General features: G+C 34.1%; 13 protein-coding genes. 5 read left to right on the forward strand and 8 right to left on the reverse strand.

Annotated features, from left to right (window positions below; genetic code table 11):
- Positions 1–129 precede the first annotated feature (129 nt).
- The 4 genes from AB674_RS14260 (at position 130) to AB674_RS14275 (ending at position 4,839) form a co-directional block, all read left to right on the forward strand.
- On the forward strand, positions 130–2,598 hold the full coding sequence (locus AB674_RS14260; RefSeq protein WP_047777665.1) for a bifunctional UDP-N-acetylmuramoyl-tripeptide:D-alanyl-D-alanine ligase/alanine racemase: 2,469 nt from the start codon (positions 130–132) through the stop codon (positions 2,596–2,598).
- Positions 2,599–2,668: 70 nt separating this feature from the next.
- Positions 2,669–3,046 carry a large conductance mechanosensitive channel protein MscL gene (gene mscL, locus AB674_RS14265; protein ID WP_047777667.1) on the forward strand — a complete coding sequence of 126 codons (378 nt, stop codon included), beginning with the start codon at positions 2,669–2,671 and terminating at the stop codon, positions 3,044–3,046.
- Between the two features lie 165 nt (positions 3,047–3,211).
- Positions 3,212–4,201 (forward strand): aspartate-semialdehyde dehydrogenase, encoded by a 990-nt coding sequence (locus AB674_RS14270; RefSeq protein WP_047777668.1) that lies wholly within the window; start codon positions 3,212–3,214, stop codon positions 4,199–4,201.
- Between the two features lie 131 nt (positions 4,202–4,332).
- On the forward strand, positions 4,333–4,839 hold the full coding sequence (locus AB674_RS14275) for an SMI1/KNR4 family protein (protein WP_047777670.1): 507 nt from the start codon (positions 4,333–4,335) through the stop codon (positions 4,837–4,839).
- A gap of 379 nt (positions 4,840–5,218) precedes the next feature.
- Here AB674_RS14275 and AB674_RS14280 read toward each other — a convergent pair whose 3' ends face one another.
- The 4 genes from AB674_RS14280 to AB674_RS14295 all read right to left on the reverse strand — a co-directional run bounded on the left by AB674_RS14280 (position 5,219) and on the right by AB674_RS14295 (position 7,868).
- On the reverse strand, positions 5,219–5,536 hold the full coding sequence (locus AB674_RS14280) for a 2Fe-2S iron-sulfur cluster-binding protein (protein ID WP_047777672.1): 318 nt from the start codon (positions 5,534–5,536) through the stop codon (positions 5,219–5,221).
- Between the two features lie 63 nt (positions 5,537–5,599).
- Entirely contained in the window at positions 5,600–6,085 is a 486-nt protein-coding gene (locus tag AB674_RS14285; RefSeq protein ID WP_047777673.1) for a hypothetical protein, read from the reverse strand.
- A 216-nt stretch (positions 6,086–6,301) separates the two neighbouring features.
- Positions 6,302–6,541: a NifU family protein gene (locus AB674_RS14290; RefSeq protein WP_026982674.1), complete on the reverse strand. Its 240-nt coding sequence runs from the start codon at positions 6,539–6,541 to the stop codon at positions 6,302–6,304.
- A 196-nt stretch (positions 6,542–6,737) separates the two neighbouring features.
- Positions 6,738–7,868: an Mrp/NBP35 family ATP-binding protein gene (locus AB674_RS14295; RefSeq protein WP_047777675.1), complete on the reverse strand. Its 1,131-nt coding sequence runs from the start codon at positions 7,866–7,868 to the stop codon at positions 6,738–6,740.
- A gap of 431 nt (positions 7,869–8,299) precedes the next feature.
- Between AB674_RS14295 and AB674_RS14300 the strand changes: the two genes are divergently transcribed.
- Positions 8,300–9,922, forward strand: coding sequence for a murein L,D-transpeptidase (locus tag AB674_RS14300; RefSeq protein WP_047777677.1), 1,623 nt, complete (start codon positions 8,300–8,302; stop codon positions 9,920–9,922).
- A 164-nt stretch (positions 9,923–10,086) separates the two neighbouring features.
- Here AB674_RS14300 and AB674_RS14305 read toward each other — a convergent pair whose 3' ends face one another.
- From AB674_RS14305 to AB674_RS14315, 4 genes are all read right to left on the reverse strand, one after another.
- Positions 10,087–12,516: an ABC transporter permease gene (locus AB674_RS14305; RefSeq protein WP_047777678.1), complete on the reverse strand. Its 2,430-nt coding sequence runs from the start codon at positions 12,514–12,516 to the stop codon at positions 10,087–10,089.
- A 3-nt stretch (positions 12,517–12,519) separates the two neighbouring features.
- Positions 12,520–12,642, reverse strand: a complete 123-nt coding sequence (locus AB674_RS23170; protein WP_255663689.1) for a hypothetical protein — start codon at positions 12,640–12,642, stop codon at positions 12,520–12,522.
- 8 nt (positions 12,643–12,650) lie between these two features.
- Entirely contained in the window at positions 12,651–13,358 is a 708-nt protein-coding gene (locus AB674_RS14310) for an ABC transporter ATP-binding protein (RefSeq protein WP_047777680.1), read from the reverse strand.
- Positions 13,359–13,479: 121 nt separating this feature from the next.
- Positions 13,480–14,724, reverse strand: a complete 1,245-nt coding sequence (locus tag AB674_RS14315; RefSeq protein ID WP_082210646.1) for an efflux RND transporter periplasmic adaptor subunit — start codon at positions 14,722–14,724, stop codon at positions 13,480–13,482.
- Positions 14,725–14,765: the final 41 nt, after the last annotated feature.

Consider the following 14,765-nt stretch of genomic DNA (forward strand, 5'->3'; position numbering starts at 1 on the left):
AGTGCAATTCATGGCGAACTCTATTCCGATTTTTAAAACCAATAATTACCGTTAAGTACTCCTTTATTTTAAGAAAATCACAACTCTTTTCTGTTTGTAATGTTTTAAATTTGACAAAAAGAATTTTAAATGAGCATAAACCTAAGAAACCTTATTCCGGTTCTTGAAGCCGAATGGATTGGTTTACATACAGCTATTTTTGTGGATCATGTTTCGATCGACAGCCGTTCGTTGCAAAACGGATCTCAAACCTTGTTTTTTGCCTTATCAGGTGTTAATAATGATGCTCATTTGTATATTTCTGAGCTAATAGACAAAGGTGTTCAAAGTTTTGTGGTGCAATATGTACCTGATAACTGTAAAGGGAGAGCTAATTTTTTAATCGTAAAAGACACTTTAAAAGCCTTGCAGGAATTTGCAGCTTATTATCGTAATCTTTTTGATTTTCCTGTAATCGGATTGACGGGAAGTAACGGAAAAACTATTGTAAAAGAATGGCTTAATTTTTTACTGAGCCCCGATTTTAATGTGATAAGAAGTCCTAAAAGTTATAATTCTCAAGTAGGTGTTCCGCTTTCAGTTATTGCGATAAACGAAAAGCATAATTTAGGCATTTTTGAGGCTGGAATTTCTACGGTTAATGAAATGATTAATCTGGAGAAAATCATTAAACCTACTATTGGTGTTCTAACAAATATTGGATCGGCACATGACGAAGGATTTCTGAATTTAGAACAAAAAATCAACGAGAAGTTGCAACTTTTTAAAGACTCGAAAGTTGTTGTTTACCAGAAGAATGAAATTGTTGATTTGTGCCTGGCAGCTTTTGTAAAAGAAAACCAATTAAAAGAGCAAGTTCTTTTTTCGTGGAGTTTTACAGATAAAACGGCAACGGTTTTTATCTTGAAAAAAGAAAGTAAAAATGATAAAACGCAAATTGAATATCAGTATAAAAATGAAATTTTCAATTTAGAAATCCCTTTTCAGGACTCGGCTTCCATAGAAAATGCGATTTCCTGTTTGCTGGTTTTACTTTATTTTAAATATGATTTTGCAACGATCCAAAATCGAATGCAAATGTTGTACCCTGTAGAAATGCGTCTTGAAGTAAAAAACGGAATTAATAATTGCAGTATTATTGACGATAGTTACAGTTCCGATTTTCAATCGCTCAAAATCGCTTTGGACTTTCTGGAGAGTCAGAAAAAAAATGCTTCTAAAACAGTGATCTTATCGGATATTTTTCAAAGCGGATTTTCAAACGAAGAGTTGTATTCTAAAGTAGCCCAACTAATTGCCGATAACAAAATAAATCGTGTCATTGGAATTGGAAATACAATTTCCTCTTTCTCGGATAAATTTTCAAACGCGGTAGTTTTTGCCAGTACGGCTGATTTTATCGCCAATTTTGAAAGCCTGAATTTTGCCAATGAAACCATTCTGATAAAAGGAGCAAGATCTTTTCAGTTTGAAGAAATTGTTACGCTGCTGGAGGAGAAAACCCACGAAACGATACTGGAGATTAATCTGAATTCAATCAGTCATAATCTGAATTTCTTTAAATCTAAGTTGGCCGGTAATGTAAAAATGATGGTGATGGTGAAAGCCTTTGGATATGGAAACGGAGGTTTGGAAATTGCAAAGTTGCTGGAACATCATAAAGTTGATTATTTAGGTGTGGCTTTCGCTGATGAAGGAATTTCGCTTAAAAGTGGCGGAATCAAATTGCCTATTATGGTTTTGAATCCGGAGTCTACCAGTTTTCCGTCGATTATTCAATACCAGTTAGAGCCTGAGATTTACAGCATAAAAGGATTGAATGCTTTTTTGAAAATTGCCCGAGAAAAGAATCTTAAGGACTTTCCAGTTCACATTAAATTAGATACCGGAATGCATCGTTTGGGTTTTGAAGAAAACACGATCGATGAATTGATTGCAACTTTAAAAGGAAATTCGACAATTCGGATACAAAGTATTTTATCCCATTTGGCAACCAGTGATGATAAGGATCATTTTGAATTTGTACGTTCTCAAATTCGTTTATTCGAAAAATTGTCGGCAAAATTAATGACTGAATTGGGGGTGAATCCTATTCGTCATATTTTGAATACATCGGGGATTAGTAATTTTCCGGATGCGCAGTTTAATATGGTGCGTTTGGGAATTGGTCTTTATGGCGTTTCAAATGATGCTGTTGAGCAAAAGTTTTTAGAGAATGTAGGTACGTTGAAATCAATTATTTCGCAAGTTCGTACAATTCCATCTGGTGATAGCGTTGGTTATGGTCGACGATTCATGGCGACTAAGGAAACTAAAATTGCAACTATTCCGATTGGTTATGCGGATGGGATTTCAAGATTATGGGGAAATGGAGTCGGTTATGTGATCGTTAAAAATCAAAAAGCAGCAATAGTAGGAAGTGTTTGTATGGATATGTTAATGATTGATGTCAGCGAAATTGATTGTAAAGAAGGAGATTCTGTGATCATTTTTGGAGAAAATCCAACGGTAACTGAAATCGCAAATGCTTTAAAAACAATACCATATGAAATTCTAACGAGTATCTCACAACGTGTAAAAAGAGTATTTTTCAGGTAATTTTGATGAACTTTGGAGAAAATTACGTATTTTCGAGATTCAATTAAGTATAAATTAAAACAAATCAATTATGGGATTTTTTTCTGAATTTAAGGAATTTGCAATGAAAGGCAACGTGGTTGATCTGGCTGTCGGTGTAATCATTGGAGCTGCTTTTAGTAAAATCATCAGCTCATTTATTGACGATGTAATTACGCCATTGCTATTGAAGCCGGCTTTAGAAGCTGCACATTTGTCTAAAATCGAAGAATTGACGGCTTTTGGAGGTGTTAAGTATGGTTTGTTTCTGTCGGCATTGATCAATTTTATCATTGTTGCTTTTGTATTATTTCTGATTATAAAAGGAATTAATGCTTCAAAAAAGAAAGAAGTTGCTGCTGCTGCTCCGCCTGCAGGACCAACTCAAGAAGAGTTACTTACGCAAATTAGAGATTTGTTAAAAAAATAAATACCGCTACACTAAGTCTAATTTAACCGCTTCTTAACTGAGGCGGTTTTTTTATGTTTGTTTTATTTGTAACATTTTGTTATTTTTTGTGAACCTCTTGTTTTGTTTTTTATTATACCTACTTTTGTGTAAAGATTTACATTAATTCATACTAAAAATATAAAAATGAGAATAGCGATTGTAGGCGCCACTGGTATGGTTGGCGAAGTAATGCTTAAAGTTTTAGCGGAAAGAAATTTCCCTGTTACCGAATTAATTCCTGTTGCTTCTGAGCGATCGATAGGGAAAGAAATTGAATTTAAAGGAAAAAAATATAAAGTTGTAGGCATGCAAACGGCTGTCGATATGAAAGCGGATATTGCTGTTTTTTCTGCCGGAGGAGATACTTCGTTAGAATGGGCGCCAAAATTTGCTGCTGCCGGGACTACTGTTATTGATAATTCTTCGGCATGGAGAATGGACCCTACAAAAAAATTAGTGGTTCCTGAGATCAATGCATCGACATTAACAAAAGAAGATAAAATTATTGCAAATCCAAACTGCTCTACTATACAAATGGTACTGGTATTGGCTCCTTTGCATAAAAAATACAATATTAAAAGAATTATTGTTTCTACGTACCAATCTATTACGGGAACAGGTGTAAAAGCGGTTAGACAGCTTGAAAACGAGTATGCAGGAACGCAGGGAGAAATGGCTTACAAATACCCAATTCACAGAAATGCAATCCCACATTGCGATAGTTTTGAAGAGAACGGGTATACTAAAGAAGAAATGAAGTTAGTTCGCGAGACTCAAAAAATCATTGGAGATAAAACGATTCGTGTTACGGCTACTGCAGTTCGTGTACCGGTTGTTGGAGGTCACAGTGAGGCTGTAAATGTCGAGTTTACAAATGATTTTGATGTAAATGAAGTACGTGAAATTTTACACCACACAGACGGAGTAACGGTTCAGGATAATATAGACACCTTTACCTATCCAATGCCTTTATATGCTGAAGGTAAAAATGATGTTTTTGTTGGAAGAATCCGTCGTGATGAAAGCCAGGAGAACACCTTAAACATGTGGATTGTTGCCGATAACTTGAGAAAAGGGGCAGCTACAAATACCATTCAGATTGCCGAGTACTTAATCGCAGCTGGTTTGGTTTAGGGATCAGAGGTTAAAGAAGAATGTTATAAAAAAGAAACCGTAATTACAGCTATGTGATTGCGGTTTTTTTATGAGATTCAACTTGGTTTTGTGGAAAAAAACTATATTTAACGATTAGAAATACAAATTGTATGAACTTAGAAGCGTATAAAATAATCCCGAACTATAAGACGAATAAAACGGATCTGTTTCTTGCTGTGCATGAAGAAATTCTGGCTTGCGAAAAAACTTTAGACTTTGTTTTTGATGAGAGCTATAAGGAGTATGTCTTAAAATACGGCAGTGGAATCCTTGGAGGGACCTATGTGCGAATTTTTCTTCCCGAAACAATAATAGTAACCATTGCAGCTTGGAGAGATCGTATAACAGAATATTGGTTTTGGGATGAAGGGAAAAATGTTTTGACAAAAGAAGAAGTTGTAAGCTCAATCAGAGTTGGAGATACCTTTGATGGAGATGAAATCATCTTATTTAAAAAGGAATACTATATTTTGCCACGACATCAAGAAATGATTTATAAAGCCGGGGATACGCTTGAAGAGGCAATAAATTGGTTATGTTCATCCGGAATTTTGACAGAGGCATTTTCTGAAAGAGAATTTGAGCCTTTTAATCCGGAAGATTTGAATAATAGTTAATTGGTAAAAATAAGGGATCAAGTTCAAAAATTGTGGGATAATTTTTATAAATTTCCTTTTGTTAGAAGTAGTAGATCTTATGCTTTTTTTAAGTACCTATTTCCCAACTTCTCGCTTTGACAATCTCGCAAAGACGCAAAGACGCAAAGTTTTTTTATTTTTAAGTTCCGCCTTTCTGTTTTCTTCTTTCTTACTTTGGGTTTTTTAAAATGTCATGGAGTCTCAAAGTTTTTCTGCTTTTTCATTAAAACTTTGCGATTTTGCGACTCTGCGATATTTTTACTTCCCATAATTTTCGAACTTGATCCAAAATAAGGTGTACTTTTATTTGACATAAAAAAAAGCGGGAATTCTTATTAGATTCCCGCTTTTTTATACTTTAATATTCTGGTGCTAATTCCAGTTCTAATCCTTCAAGATCTGTAGTGATTGGTATCTGACAGCCTAAACGACTATTTGACTTAACATAAAATGCTTCCGAAAGCATGGCTTCTTCTTCATCTCCCATTTCCGGTAATGCAACATCATTCAGAACATAACACTGGCAGGAAGCACACATTGCCATTCCCCCACAGGTTCCTTCAACAGGAAGTTCGTATGCTTTGCATAACTCCATTATATTCATTGCCATATCAGTTGGAGCCTGTAATTCGTGTATAACTCCTTCTCGATCTTTAATCTTTATTAATACATCCATTTTAATTGTTGGAATTTTTCTTACTTCGGATTTGAAAACGTGAACAGATCCTGATGTTTACTATTAACTGTTAGGTTTTAAACTAAAAGCATATTCTCTTGCGTTGTTGTCTTTTAAATGCATTTTTACTCCCAGCATATTTCCTTCTTTCTCCAATAGAGTAACTACAGCAATTACGGAATAATAATCTTTATCAGCTTGAAAGATTAAAGTTCCTTCATAAGTTGAATTTACAACTCCTTGTTTGTCTGTCGTTACAGAAACTTTTCTTGGATGAGCAAATTCTGCTGCGCTATATGTTGCTTTGTTGGCAAATTTAGCTTTTCCTTCGCAGATATCATATAAAAAATCATAATTGCCAATTCTTAATGTTCCTTCTTCGTTGCTTGCATTGGTTGAGAATACAATTTGCCCCGCATATTTAAAATCCGACCATTCTTCAGAGTCATTTACCCAGGCTTTGTCAACTACTAAGGTTTTTTGGCTTTGTTGTGCATGGCTTACTGAAACAAAAAATAACAATAAAATTAGAGCGTAATAATTTCTCATAAGATTTGTGATTTAAGGGTTATGTCACAAATTTAAGTTAATTATGTAACAATAACGCAATGAAATCTCTTAAATCTTTGTGTTGTTTTTTGATAAAACCGCAAAAACAAGCGTTTTTCTGAATGTTTTTTTGATTTATTCAAATAAAAACAGCTTAAGGCCTATTATTCTTGTTAATTTGTTGAAACTGAAAAACTTGCAAAAACAATGTTTTGATTACATGATGTTTACTACAGTTTCAATCTGTGGTGCGTATTTTTTTATTGTCGTTTCAACGCCAGCTTTTAAAGTCATCTGATTCACGCTACAGCTAATGCATGCTCCTTCAAGACGAACTTTGACATGTTTGTCATCGTCAATAGAGATAAGTGTAATGTCTCCTCCATCAGAATTTAAAAATGGTCTGATCTCGTCAAGAGCCAATAATACGTTGCTTGTTAATTCTTCTGTTGTCATAATTTAATGTGTCAATTAGAAAATGTGTCAATTAGAGAATGTGTTAATTAGAAGAGGTGTCAATTAGAAAATGTGCCTATTAGAAAATGTGTGAATTAGTGATGATACCAATTATTTCATTATCGAATTATCTCATTGCCGAATTGTCTCATTATCGAATTATTTCATTGTCCAATAATAGCATAGTCTAAATTATCTAATTTTTCTTTACTGCTGAACAACCTGCCATAGTTGTAATTTTAATGGCTTCTGTAGCAGGTAAACTATCGTTTCTGTTTACTGTTTCTTGTACAACATTTCGAGTAATCTCTTCAAAAACAGTCTCTATTACTGAAGCTGTTTGCAAAGCTGCCGGACGACCATAGTCACCTGCTTCACGAATAGATTGTACAATTGGCACTTCACCTAAGAAAGGAACATTTAGATCTTCAGCCAGGTTTTTAGCCCCTTCTTGTCCAAAGATATAATATTTATTGTCAGGTAATTCTTCTGGTGTAAAGTACGCCATATTTTCTATAATTCCCAAAACAGGGACATTTATATTATCCTGCATAAACATCGCTACTCCTTTTTTAGCATCAGCAAGAGCTACAGCTTGTGGTGTACTTACCACTACAGCTCCTGTAATTGGTAACGATTGCATGATCGAAAGGTGAATGTCACCTGTTCCCGGAGGTAAGTCGATTAACATAAAATCTAATTCTCCCCAGTCTGCATCAAATATCATTTGATTTAATGCTTTTGAAGCCATTGGACCTCTCCAGATTACCGCCTGACTTGGAGCGGTGAAAAAGCCAATAGAAAGTATTTTGATCTCATAGCTTTCAACCGGTTTCATTTTCGATTTCCCGTCAACAGTAGTCGAAACTGGTTTCTCATTCTCTACATCAAACATAATTGGCATCGATGGTCCATAAATATCGGCATCCAAAATACCAACTGCAAAGCCCATTTTTGCTAATGTTACAGCTAAATTTGCAGTAACAGTAGATTTTCCAACACCACCTTTACCGGATGCAACGGCGATTATATTTTTAATTCCCGGAATGGCACGACCTTTAATTTCGTTTTTCTCAGGAGTTTCTACTTTAATATTTACTTTAATTTTTGCTTCAGGTGATATTAATTCATGAATTGTTTTTTTAATATCATCTTCAGCTCTTTTTTTGATGTGCATAGCAGGCGTATGAATCACTAAATCGACTACAACTTCATCGCCAAAAGTAATTACATTGGCAACAGCTCCGCTTTCAACCATATTTTTTCCTTCTCCCGCTATAGTAATTGTTTCTAGAGCTTTAAGAATTTCTTTTCTGTCTAATTTCATTTTTAACGTCGTGTTTTTCTATTGAGTGAAATTAATTTAAAAACTGTTTTTATTTAAACTGATTTCAGAGTGCAAAGATAACGGATTATGTTCGAATTTTAACTTTTTTTAGATTGGATTTGTTGATAGCGAGATTGTTCAAAATGATTCTAGGTAACTTGAAGTTCTCGTCTTCAAGAACTCAAAAAAAACAGTTGTTTTTTTACAGATTGTTTTAGGGACTGTTTTTTTAAATTAAGCAGAAAAAGCCGCACACTAATTTAGAAGATTTTATGCGTTAATTGTCAATAATCTTGGCTATATTTGAGTATCCCAAATTGATGATTTCCAAGTAATTCCGAAAATGTTAAAAACTTGTATTTCAGAAGTTTTTATAGCTTTTTAATGTTTTTGTAATTAAACAAAGTTCTAAAAATTTAATCCGTAAAAGTATGCGAAATTTTACTTCTTTCACTGTAATTATTGCGATGAGTTTTTTAGTGTTTTCTTTTACATCATTGGATGTTGATGAAATAAAAGCGAAGAATACATCAGTCAATATTGAAAATGGGATTGTTTCTAAAAAGAGTCTTCAGTCAGTTTCTCTTGACGACGCTTCTATAGAGCAGTTTTTTAAAAAATATTCCAAACTAAAGAAATACAAGAAGGATGTTTTGGATATTTATACCAAAAGAAATTACAAATCGATTTGGTATGATGAGAAAAACATCACTGAATTTGGGAATTTGCTCTATCAGAAAGTAAACGTATTACAAGATCAGGGTATAGAAAATAAAATGCCCTATAAAGACGAGATTGATGAGGCTTTTAATGAAAGTTCGGAAGAAAAACCAACGGAGCTCGACACCGAATTACTGCTTACCAATATGTACGTTTTTTACGCCAGTAACGTTTATTCGGGTGTAGATCCGGCAACACTCAAGAAAATTGGGTGGTATCTTCCGGCCAAAACTATTTCGTATCCCAAAATTCTGGACTCGCTTATTGTAGATTCCAATCGTCTGAATAAAGATGATAATTTGTTATTCGGTCAGTATTACAAACTTCAAGAAGCATTAAAAAAATACCGAAAAATTGAAACTGATAATTTGTGGCAGCCCATTTCGATTAATGCGGCGACGTATAAAGATCTAAAACCTTTTGACATCTCCAATACGATAAAAGATGTGCGACAACGTCTTTTTGTGGTTGGAGATCTTGCTCAGGATTCTAAAAGTGATGTTTATGACGAAGAGCTTATGGCGGGAGTGTTGAACTACAAAAAAAGATACGGCCTGAAGTTAAACTATGCTTTAACGAAAGAGCATATTGATCAGCTGAATGAACCGATCTCTAAACGTATAAAAACCATTATGCTTAATATGGAGCGTTGCAGATGGATTCCTACTAAACTGTCCAAGGCCAGCGAATATATTATGGTAAACATTCCTTCTTTCAGACTGATTTATGTGAAGGATGGAAAATATGATCTGGTATCGGATATTTTTGTGGGTACCCGAATGACCGAAACAGTAATTTTTAGCGGTAATATGGATCGAATTGTTTTCAGTCCGTATTGGTATGTGCCAACCAGTATTATTAAAAACGAATTAAAACTTCAGATGGCCAGTGATAAAAATTATCTGGCAGATCATAATATGGAGTGGAACGGTGGTCGCGTAAGACAAAAACCAGGGCCTAAAAATTCGTTGGGACTGGTTAAATTTATGTTTCCAAATCCAAATGATATTTACCTGCATGACACGCCTGCAAAAAGTTTATTTGAGTTCGAAAAACGTACGTTCAGTCATGGTTGTATCAATGTAAAAGAAGCAAAAAATCTGGCACTTGCGATTTTAAAAGACGATCCGGATTGGCCCGTTGATAAAATTGATACTGCGATGAGCGGGGAAAAAGAAACGACTTGTATGCTTAAAAGAAAAATCCCGATTTACATAGGCTATTTTACCTCTTGGGTAAATGATAATGGTGAAATAAGTTTTTTTCCTGACGTTTACGGAAGAGACGAAAGTTTAGATAAATTACTGTATTCAGATTCAGTTACGATGAAATAAATTTTTACGACGTTAAAAAAACAAACCCAACAGGTTTTTGAAACCTGTTGGGTTTAGATAAAAAAAATGGTAATGGTCTACAAGTGTCAGTCTCAGTCTCAGTCTTAGTTTTGAACTGAAGACTGAGACTGAGACTGAAAACTTTAAAAAAAAAAACAGAAAGTCTATTCGTATTTTAAATACTTCAATATATCTATTTTGGTGACTTGATAGGCTTTGGTTAAAACAATCAGGAGTGTTAAAACCAACAAAGAAAGTAAGGCAATACTAAAGGGAACAAATGAAATTCCGATTCGGAAAGCGAAATCTTCCAGCCACTTTTGCAATAAAATATAGGCAGGAACAATTCCAATTGCAAAACCTAATAAACAGTAAAAAATATATTGTTTGGATAATTCTTTCAGTAAAATGTCAGTTTCAGCTCCTAATGTTTTTCTGATGGCAATTTCTTTTAATCTTCTCTCCATTGAAAAGGATGCTAAAGCGAACAATCCGAAGATCGCAATTATAATTACAACCATATTTAGAATAAAGAAAAGATTTTTTTGTTTTACATGTTCCTCAAATGTTTTAGCAAATCCTTTGTTTACAAATTCATAATCAAAAGGATAATCCGGGTTTACATTTTTATTCCAATACGTTCTTAGTTGGTCTAATGTTTCGGTCATATTATTTGGAGAAACTCTTACCAGAATATTATTAAAATTATTCCATTTTAAAGTTTTAAGGTTGATAAAGACCATTGGCGGAATTTTATTTTGTAAGCCGCTTACATTAAAATCTTTTACAACTCCAACAATTTTAAACTTCAGATTGCCTTTTTCATTTCCCCAACCCGATGTTATAATTGTATTTATAGGATCTTTTATATTTAAAGCTTTAACCAATGTTTCATTCATAAGCATATTGCTTACAGTGTCAGAGGCAAATTGAGGAGATAAATCACGTCCTTTTACGATTTTAATTTTCATCATATCCAGGAAGCCAAAATCCATTTCGACATTTCGTGGCTGTACAAAAATACCATTGTGTTTAAATCCTGAACTGGAGCTTGTGCTTCCTCCAAAAGAACCGGCAAATGTGGAAACATCTATAACGCCGGGTATTTTTTTGATTTCCTGCTTTGCTGTCAAATACTGCTCTGTTCTTCTCAAGCGATCAGGTTTGTTAAACGGAATGGAAATTATCTGATCACCACTAAATCCAAGATCTTTGTTTGTCATATAATCAACTTGTGCATTGACAATTAAGGCACCAATGATGAAAAATGTTGCAATTCCGAATTGAAAAATAAGCATCGAATTTCGAACCCAGATACCACTTTTGCTTCTTGAAAAATTCCCTTTTAAAACTTTTAGGGTTTCAAAATTTGAAATATAAATGGCGGGAAAAATACCTGCACAGACAATTACTAATCCAAAAATAAAAATGAGTTGCAGATAAAATTCGCTACCATTCATAGTCAAATTTTTGTTTAAAAAGGTATTATAGTAAGGTAGTGAAAGTTCTACAATGGCCAGGGCAAACAAAATGGCTAAAAGAACAATGATTGCCGTTTCAAATATAAATTGCCTCATGATCTGACTTTTTGAAGCCCCGACAATTTTACGTACACCTACTTCTTTAGCACGTTTGATTGCTGATGCGGTTGCTAAATTGATATAATTTACCAATGATAAAACCAGAATCAAAAGAGACAAACCTCCCATGATATAAAGTAATTTCAGATTACCGATACCTTCAGGATAGTTTTGGCCTGCTGCGCTTTTTGTGCCATATAATCGAGACGTTTTTAACTGATCGAGTATTACTTTTATTTCACCATTTTCTTTTAGATACTGCTCAGGAGTTTGTCCGTTTTCCTTTGCATCTTTTAAAGTTCGGTTTACATAATTTACGTTTTGCATTTTCTTCAAAACAAGAGATGCGTCCGCGGTTTTTTTAATTTTGATCAGTAATCCATAATTAAAATTCCCCCAGCTGTTTAGATCACCTTCTCTTTTTACACCACTAAACACATAATTTGGTTCCATTGAAGAGGGTGTGGTAATGCGGTATATAGATTTTACAGTATAATTTGCGCCTCCATATGTGATAGATTTACCGATAGGATCTTCCTCCTTAAAAAGCAGTTTGGCCTGATCCTCTGAAACAGCAACACTGTTTTTCTCTTTTAGAATATTTTGTTTAGCACCTTTTAAGATTTCGAAAGGAAAAAAATCAAAAAAATTCTCATCACTGGCAGTAATTTTTTTAACCAATAATTTTTGACTCTTGTACTTAATAATATCCTCATCGTACCAAGTATTAAAAAAACATACTTTTTCAATTTCGGGAATTGTGGCTTTACAGGTTTCTCCAAACGGAATGGAGTTTGAACCCCAGGTATCGCCTGTTCTGCCAATCTTGTTCAGTACCATGTAAGCGTTTTCTTTTTCGGGATTCCATTGATCATAAGAATGTTCATTATTCCAATATAAAATGGCGAAAATAATGCTCGCAATTCCAATGCTTAACCCTAAAACATTCAAAAACGAAAACAATTTGTTTTGCTTTAAATGATAAATAAATATTTTGAACCAGTTAGAAATCATTGTTTATCCTTTTATAATTAGCTCAGTTAAAGCCGAAACCGAAACTGTATTTTTATTTTCTATAGTCATCACTTTGCAGATAAATCCTACCAGGATTAAAATTGCAGTTACAATAAATTTGATCATTTTGATTTTTATTTAGCGTCCATAAAAACGTCAACATTTCTCTGATTTAATTTTTCAGAGAAGATAACCCCATCCTTCATGTGAATTGTTTTTTGCGAAAAAGAAGCATCATAATCAGAGTGGGTAACCATCAGAATTGTAGCGCCTTTAGCGTGCAAATCTGTTAAAAGTTCCATTACTTCATTACCGTTTTTACTGTCCAAATTTCCCGTTGGCTCATCGGCAAGAATAATTTTAGGGTCGTTTACCAAGGCTCTTGCCACGGCAACCCTTTGTTGTTGACCTCCTGAAAGTTGTTGCGGAAAGTGTTTTAAACGGTGCGAGATGTTTAGTTTTTCTGCAATGGCTTCAATCTTTGGTTTTCTGTCAGCAGCTTTTACATTGTTGTAAAGCAAAGGCAATTCGATATTGTCGTAAACCGAAAGCTCATCAATTAAGTTGAAATTTTGAAAAATAAAACCAATATTTTCTTTGCGAACCTGCGCTCTTCCTTTTTCTTTTAAGCCGATCATTTCCTGATCCAGTAATTTATAACTTCCTTCAGAGGCGCTGTCCAGTAATCCTATTATATTTAGTAAAGTCGATTTCCCACAACCTGAAGGCCCCATAATAGTTAAAAAATCTCCTTTTTTAATGGTTAAGTTAATGCCGCTTAAAGCAGAGGTTTCTACTTCTTCGGTTCTAAAAACTTTGGTTAAATTTTCAATAGTTATCATATTTTTAAGGTGTAAGTTGTTGTTAAAAAACGTTTTTTGATTGATGATTGGTGGTTATTTGTTATTTGTGAAATGTTATCTGTAAAATGTGACTGCGACTGTGACTGTGACTGAAAACTAACTACTCAGTGCTAATCGATAATTCCTCAACATCTTTATAATCTGTATAAGAAGAAGTAATCACAGATTCGCCTTCTTTTAAGCCTTCCAGAACTTCATAATAAGAAGGGTTTTCGCGTCCTAGTTTAATATTTCTTCTTTCGGCTTTGTTTCCTTTGACTACAAAAATCCATTTTCCGGCTGTTTCCTGATTAAAGCTTCCTTTTGAGATGACCAGAGTTTTGTTTTTCTCGGATAAAATTAGTTTTACGCCAAAACTTAAGCCGTCTTGTAATGTGATTTTTTCTTTAGAAGTGAAAGCTAATTCTACTGTAAAATGACCGCTTTTTACTTCCGGAATAACTTTGGTTACCAAGACCTCAAGATTTTTTCCTTTAAATTCGACTTGACCTTTTAAACCTTCACGAACTTTTTCCAGATAAAACTCATCCACATCAGCAATAAGTTTGTATCCTTTTTTAGAATCTATTTTTCCGATGCTGGCACCAGCTTGAAATGTTTTCCCCAGAACAGGTTCGAATGAAGTCAGTCTTCCGGACTCAGAAGCTGTGATCAAAAAGTTCTTTTTGTTGTTTCGCAAAATATCCAGACTTCTTTCCATAGTTTGTATCGAAAGGTTGATTTGTGAAATCTGAACCTGATTGCTTGCCTTTTCTTTTTGAATACTTTGCTGAATCGTCTTTTTTCGTTCCTCCTGAAAACGCAAGCCCTCTTTAAAGGTATTCCAGTCATTTTTCGAAATCACATCTTTGGCAAACAATTTGGAGTTCATGTCGTATAATCTTTTGGCGTCATTATAATCATGTTCAATTAAAACCAAATCCTTGGTTAAGTTCAATTCCTGATTTCTAATATTCAGTTTACCTGTATTCAGATTGTTGATTTGCTCAATAATGGCTGTTTCCTGAGTCAGATAGTTCAGTTCTGTATTTGGATTGTACAAGCGGGCCAAAGATTGTCCTTTGGTAACCATAGCGCCATTTTCTACAAAAATTTCTTTTACCGATCCTCCCTCGGTTACATTTACAAGCATCACATTCAAAGGTTCTACTTTGGCCTGAAAAACAACGAAGTCTTCAAAAAAAGCTTTTTCAACTTGTTGCACAGTCAGTTCATTTGCTTTTACGTTTAGACTTCTTTTAGTGCTAAACGAATAAAAGAAGAGTGCTGCCAAAACTAAAAAAACACCAATTAGTATTGTGAGGTTTCTAAATTTTCTATTTTTACGAGGGATTACTGTGTCCATTTCTTTAAATAATTTACTGATAGTCAATAGGTAAATATTGT

It is taken from the genome of Flavobacterium sp. ABG (assembly GCF_001027725.1).
GTDB classification, from domain to species: Bacteria; Bacteroidota; Bacteroidia; order Flavobacteriales; family Flavobacteriaceae; genus Flavobacterium; species Flavobacterium cupriresistens.

Excerpts from the sequence above, each read along its gene's own strand:
- AB674_RS14285 (WP_047777673.1), bottom strand. The coding sequence starts at position 6,085 with ATGAGAAATTATTACGCTCTAATTTTATTGTTATTTTTTGTTTCAGTA.
- AB674_RS14280 (WP_047777672.1), bottom strand. The coding sequence starts at position 5,536 with ATGGATGTATTAATAAAGATTAAAGATCGAGAAGGAGTTATACACGAA.
- AB674_RS14275 (WP_047777670.1), top strand. The coding sequence starts at position 4,333 with ATGAACTTAGAAGCGTATAAAATAATCCCGAACTATAAGACGAATAAA.
- AB674_RS14295 (WP_047777675.1), bottom strand. The coding sequence starts at position 7,868 with ATGAAATTAGACAGAAAAGAAATTCTTAAAGCTCTAGAAACAATTACT.
- AB674_RS14260 (WP_047777665.1), top strand. The coding sequence starts at position 130 with ATGAGCATAAACCTAAGAAACCTTATTCCGGTTCTTGAAGCCGAATGG.
- AB674_RS14290 (WP_026982674.1), bottom strand. The coding sequence starts at position 6,541 with ATGACAACAGAAGAATTAACAAGCAACGTATTATTGGCTCTTGACGAG.
- mscL (WP_047777667.1), top strand. The coding sequence starts at position 2,669 with ATGGGATTTTTTTCTGAATTTAAGGAATTTGCAATGAAAGGCAACGTG.
- AB674_RS14310 (WP_047777680.1), bottom strand. The coding sequence starts at position 13,358 with ATGATAACTATTGAAAATTTAACCAAAGTTTTTAGAACCGAAGAAGTA.
- AB674_RS14300 (WP_047777677.1), top strand. The coding sequence starts at position 8,300 with ATGCGAAATTTTACTTCTTTCACTGTAATTATTGCGATGAGTTTTTTA.
- AB674_RS14270 (WP_047777668.1), top strand. The coding sequence starts at position 3,212 with ATGAGAATAGCGATTGTAGGCGCCACTGGTATGGTTGGCGAAGTAATG.
- AB674_RS23170 (WP_255663689.1), bottom strand. The coding sequence starts at position 12,642 with ATGATCAAATTTATTGTAACTGCAATTTTAATCCTGGTAGGATTTATC.
- AB674_RS14305 (WP_047777678.1), bottom strand. The coding sequence starts at position 12,516 with ATGATTTCTAACTGGTTCAAAATATTTATTTATCATTTAAAGCAAAAC.
- AB674_RS14315 (WP_082210646.1), bottom strand. The coding sequence starts at position 14,724 with ATGGACACAGTAATCCCTCGTAAAAATAGAAAATTTAGAAACCTCACA.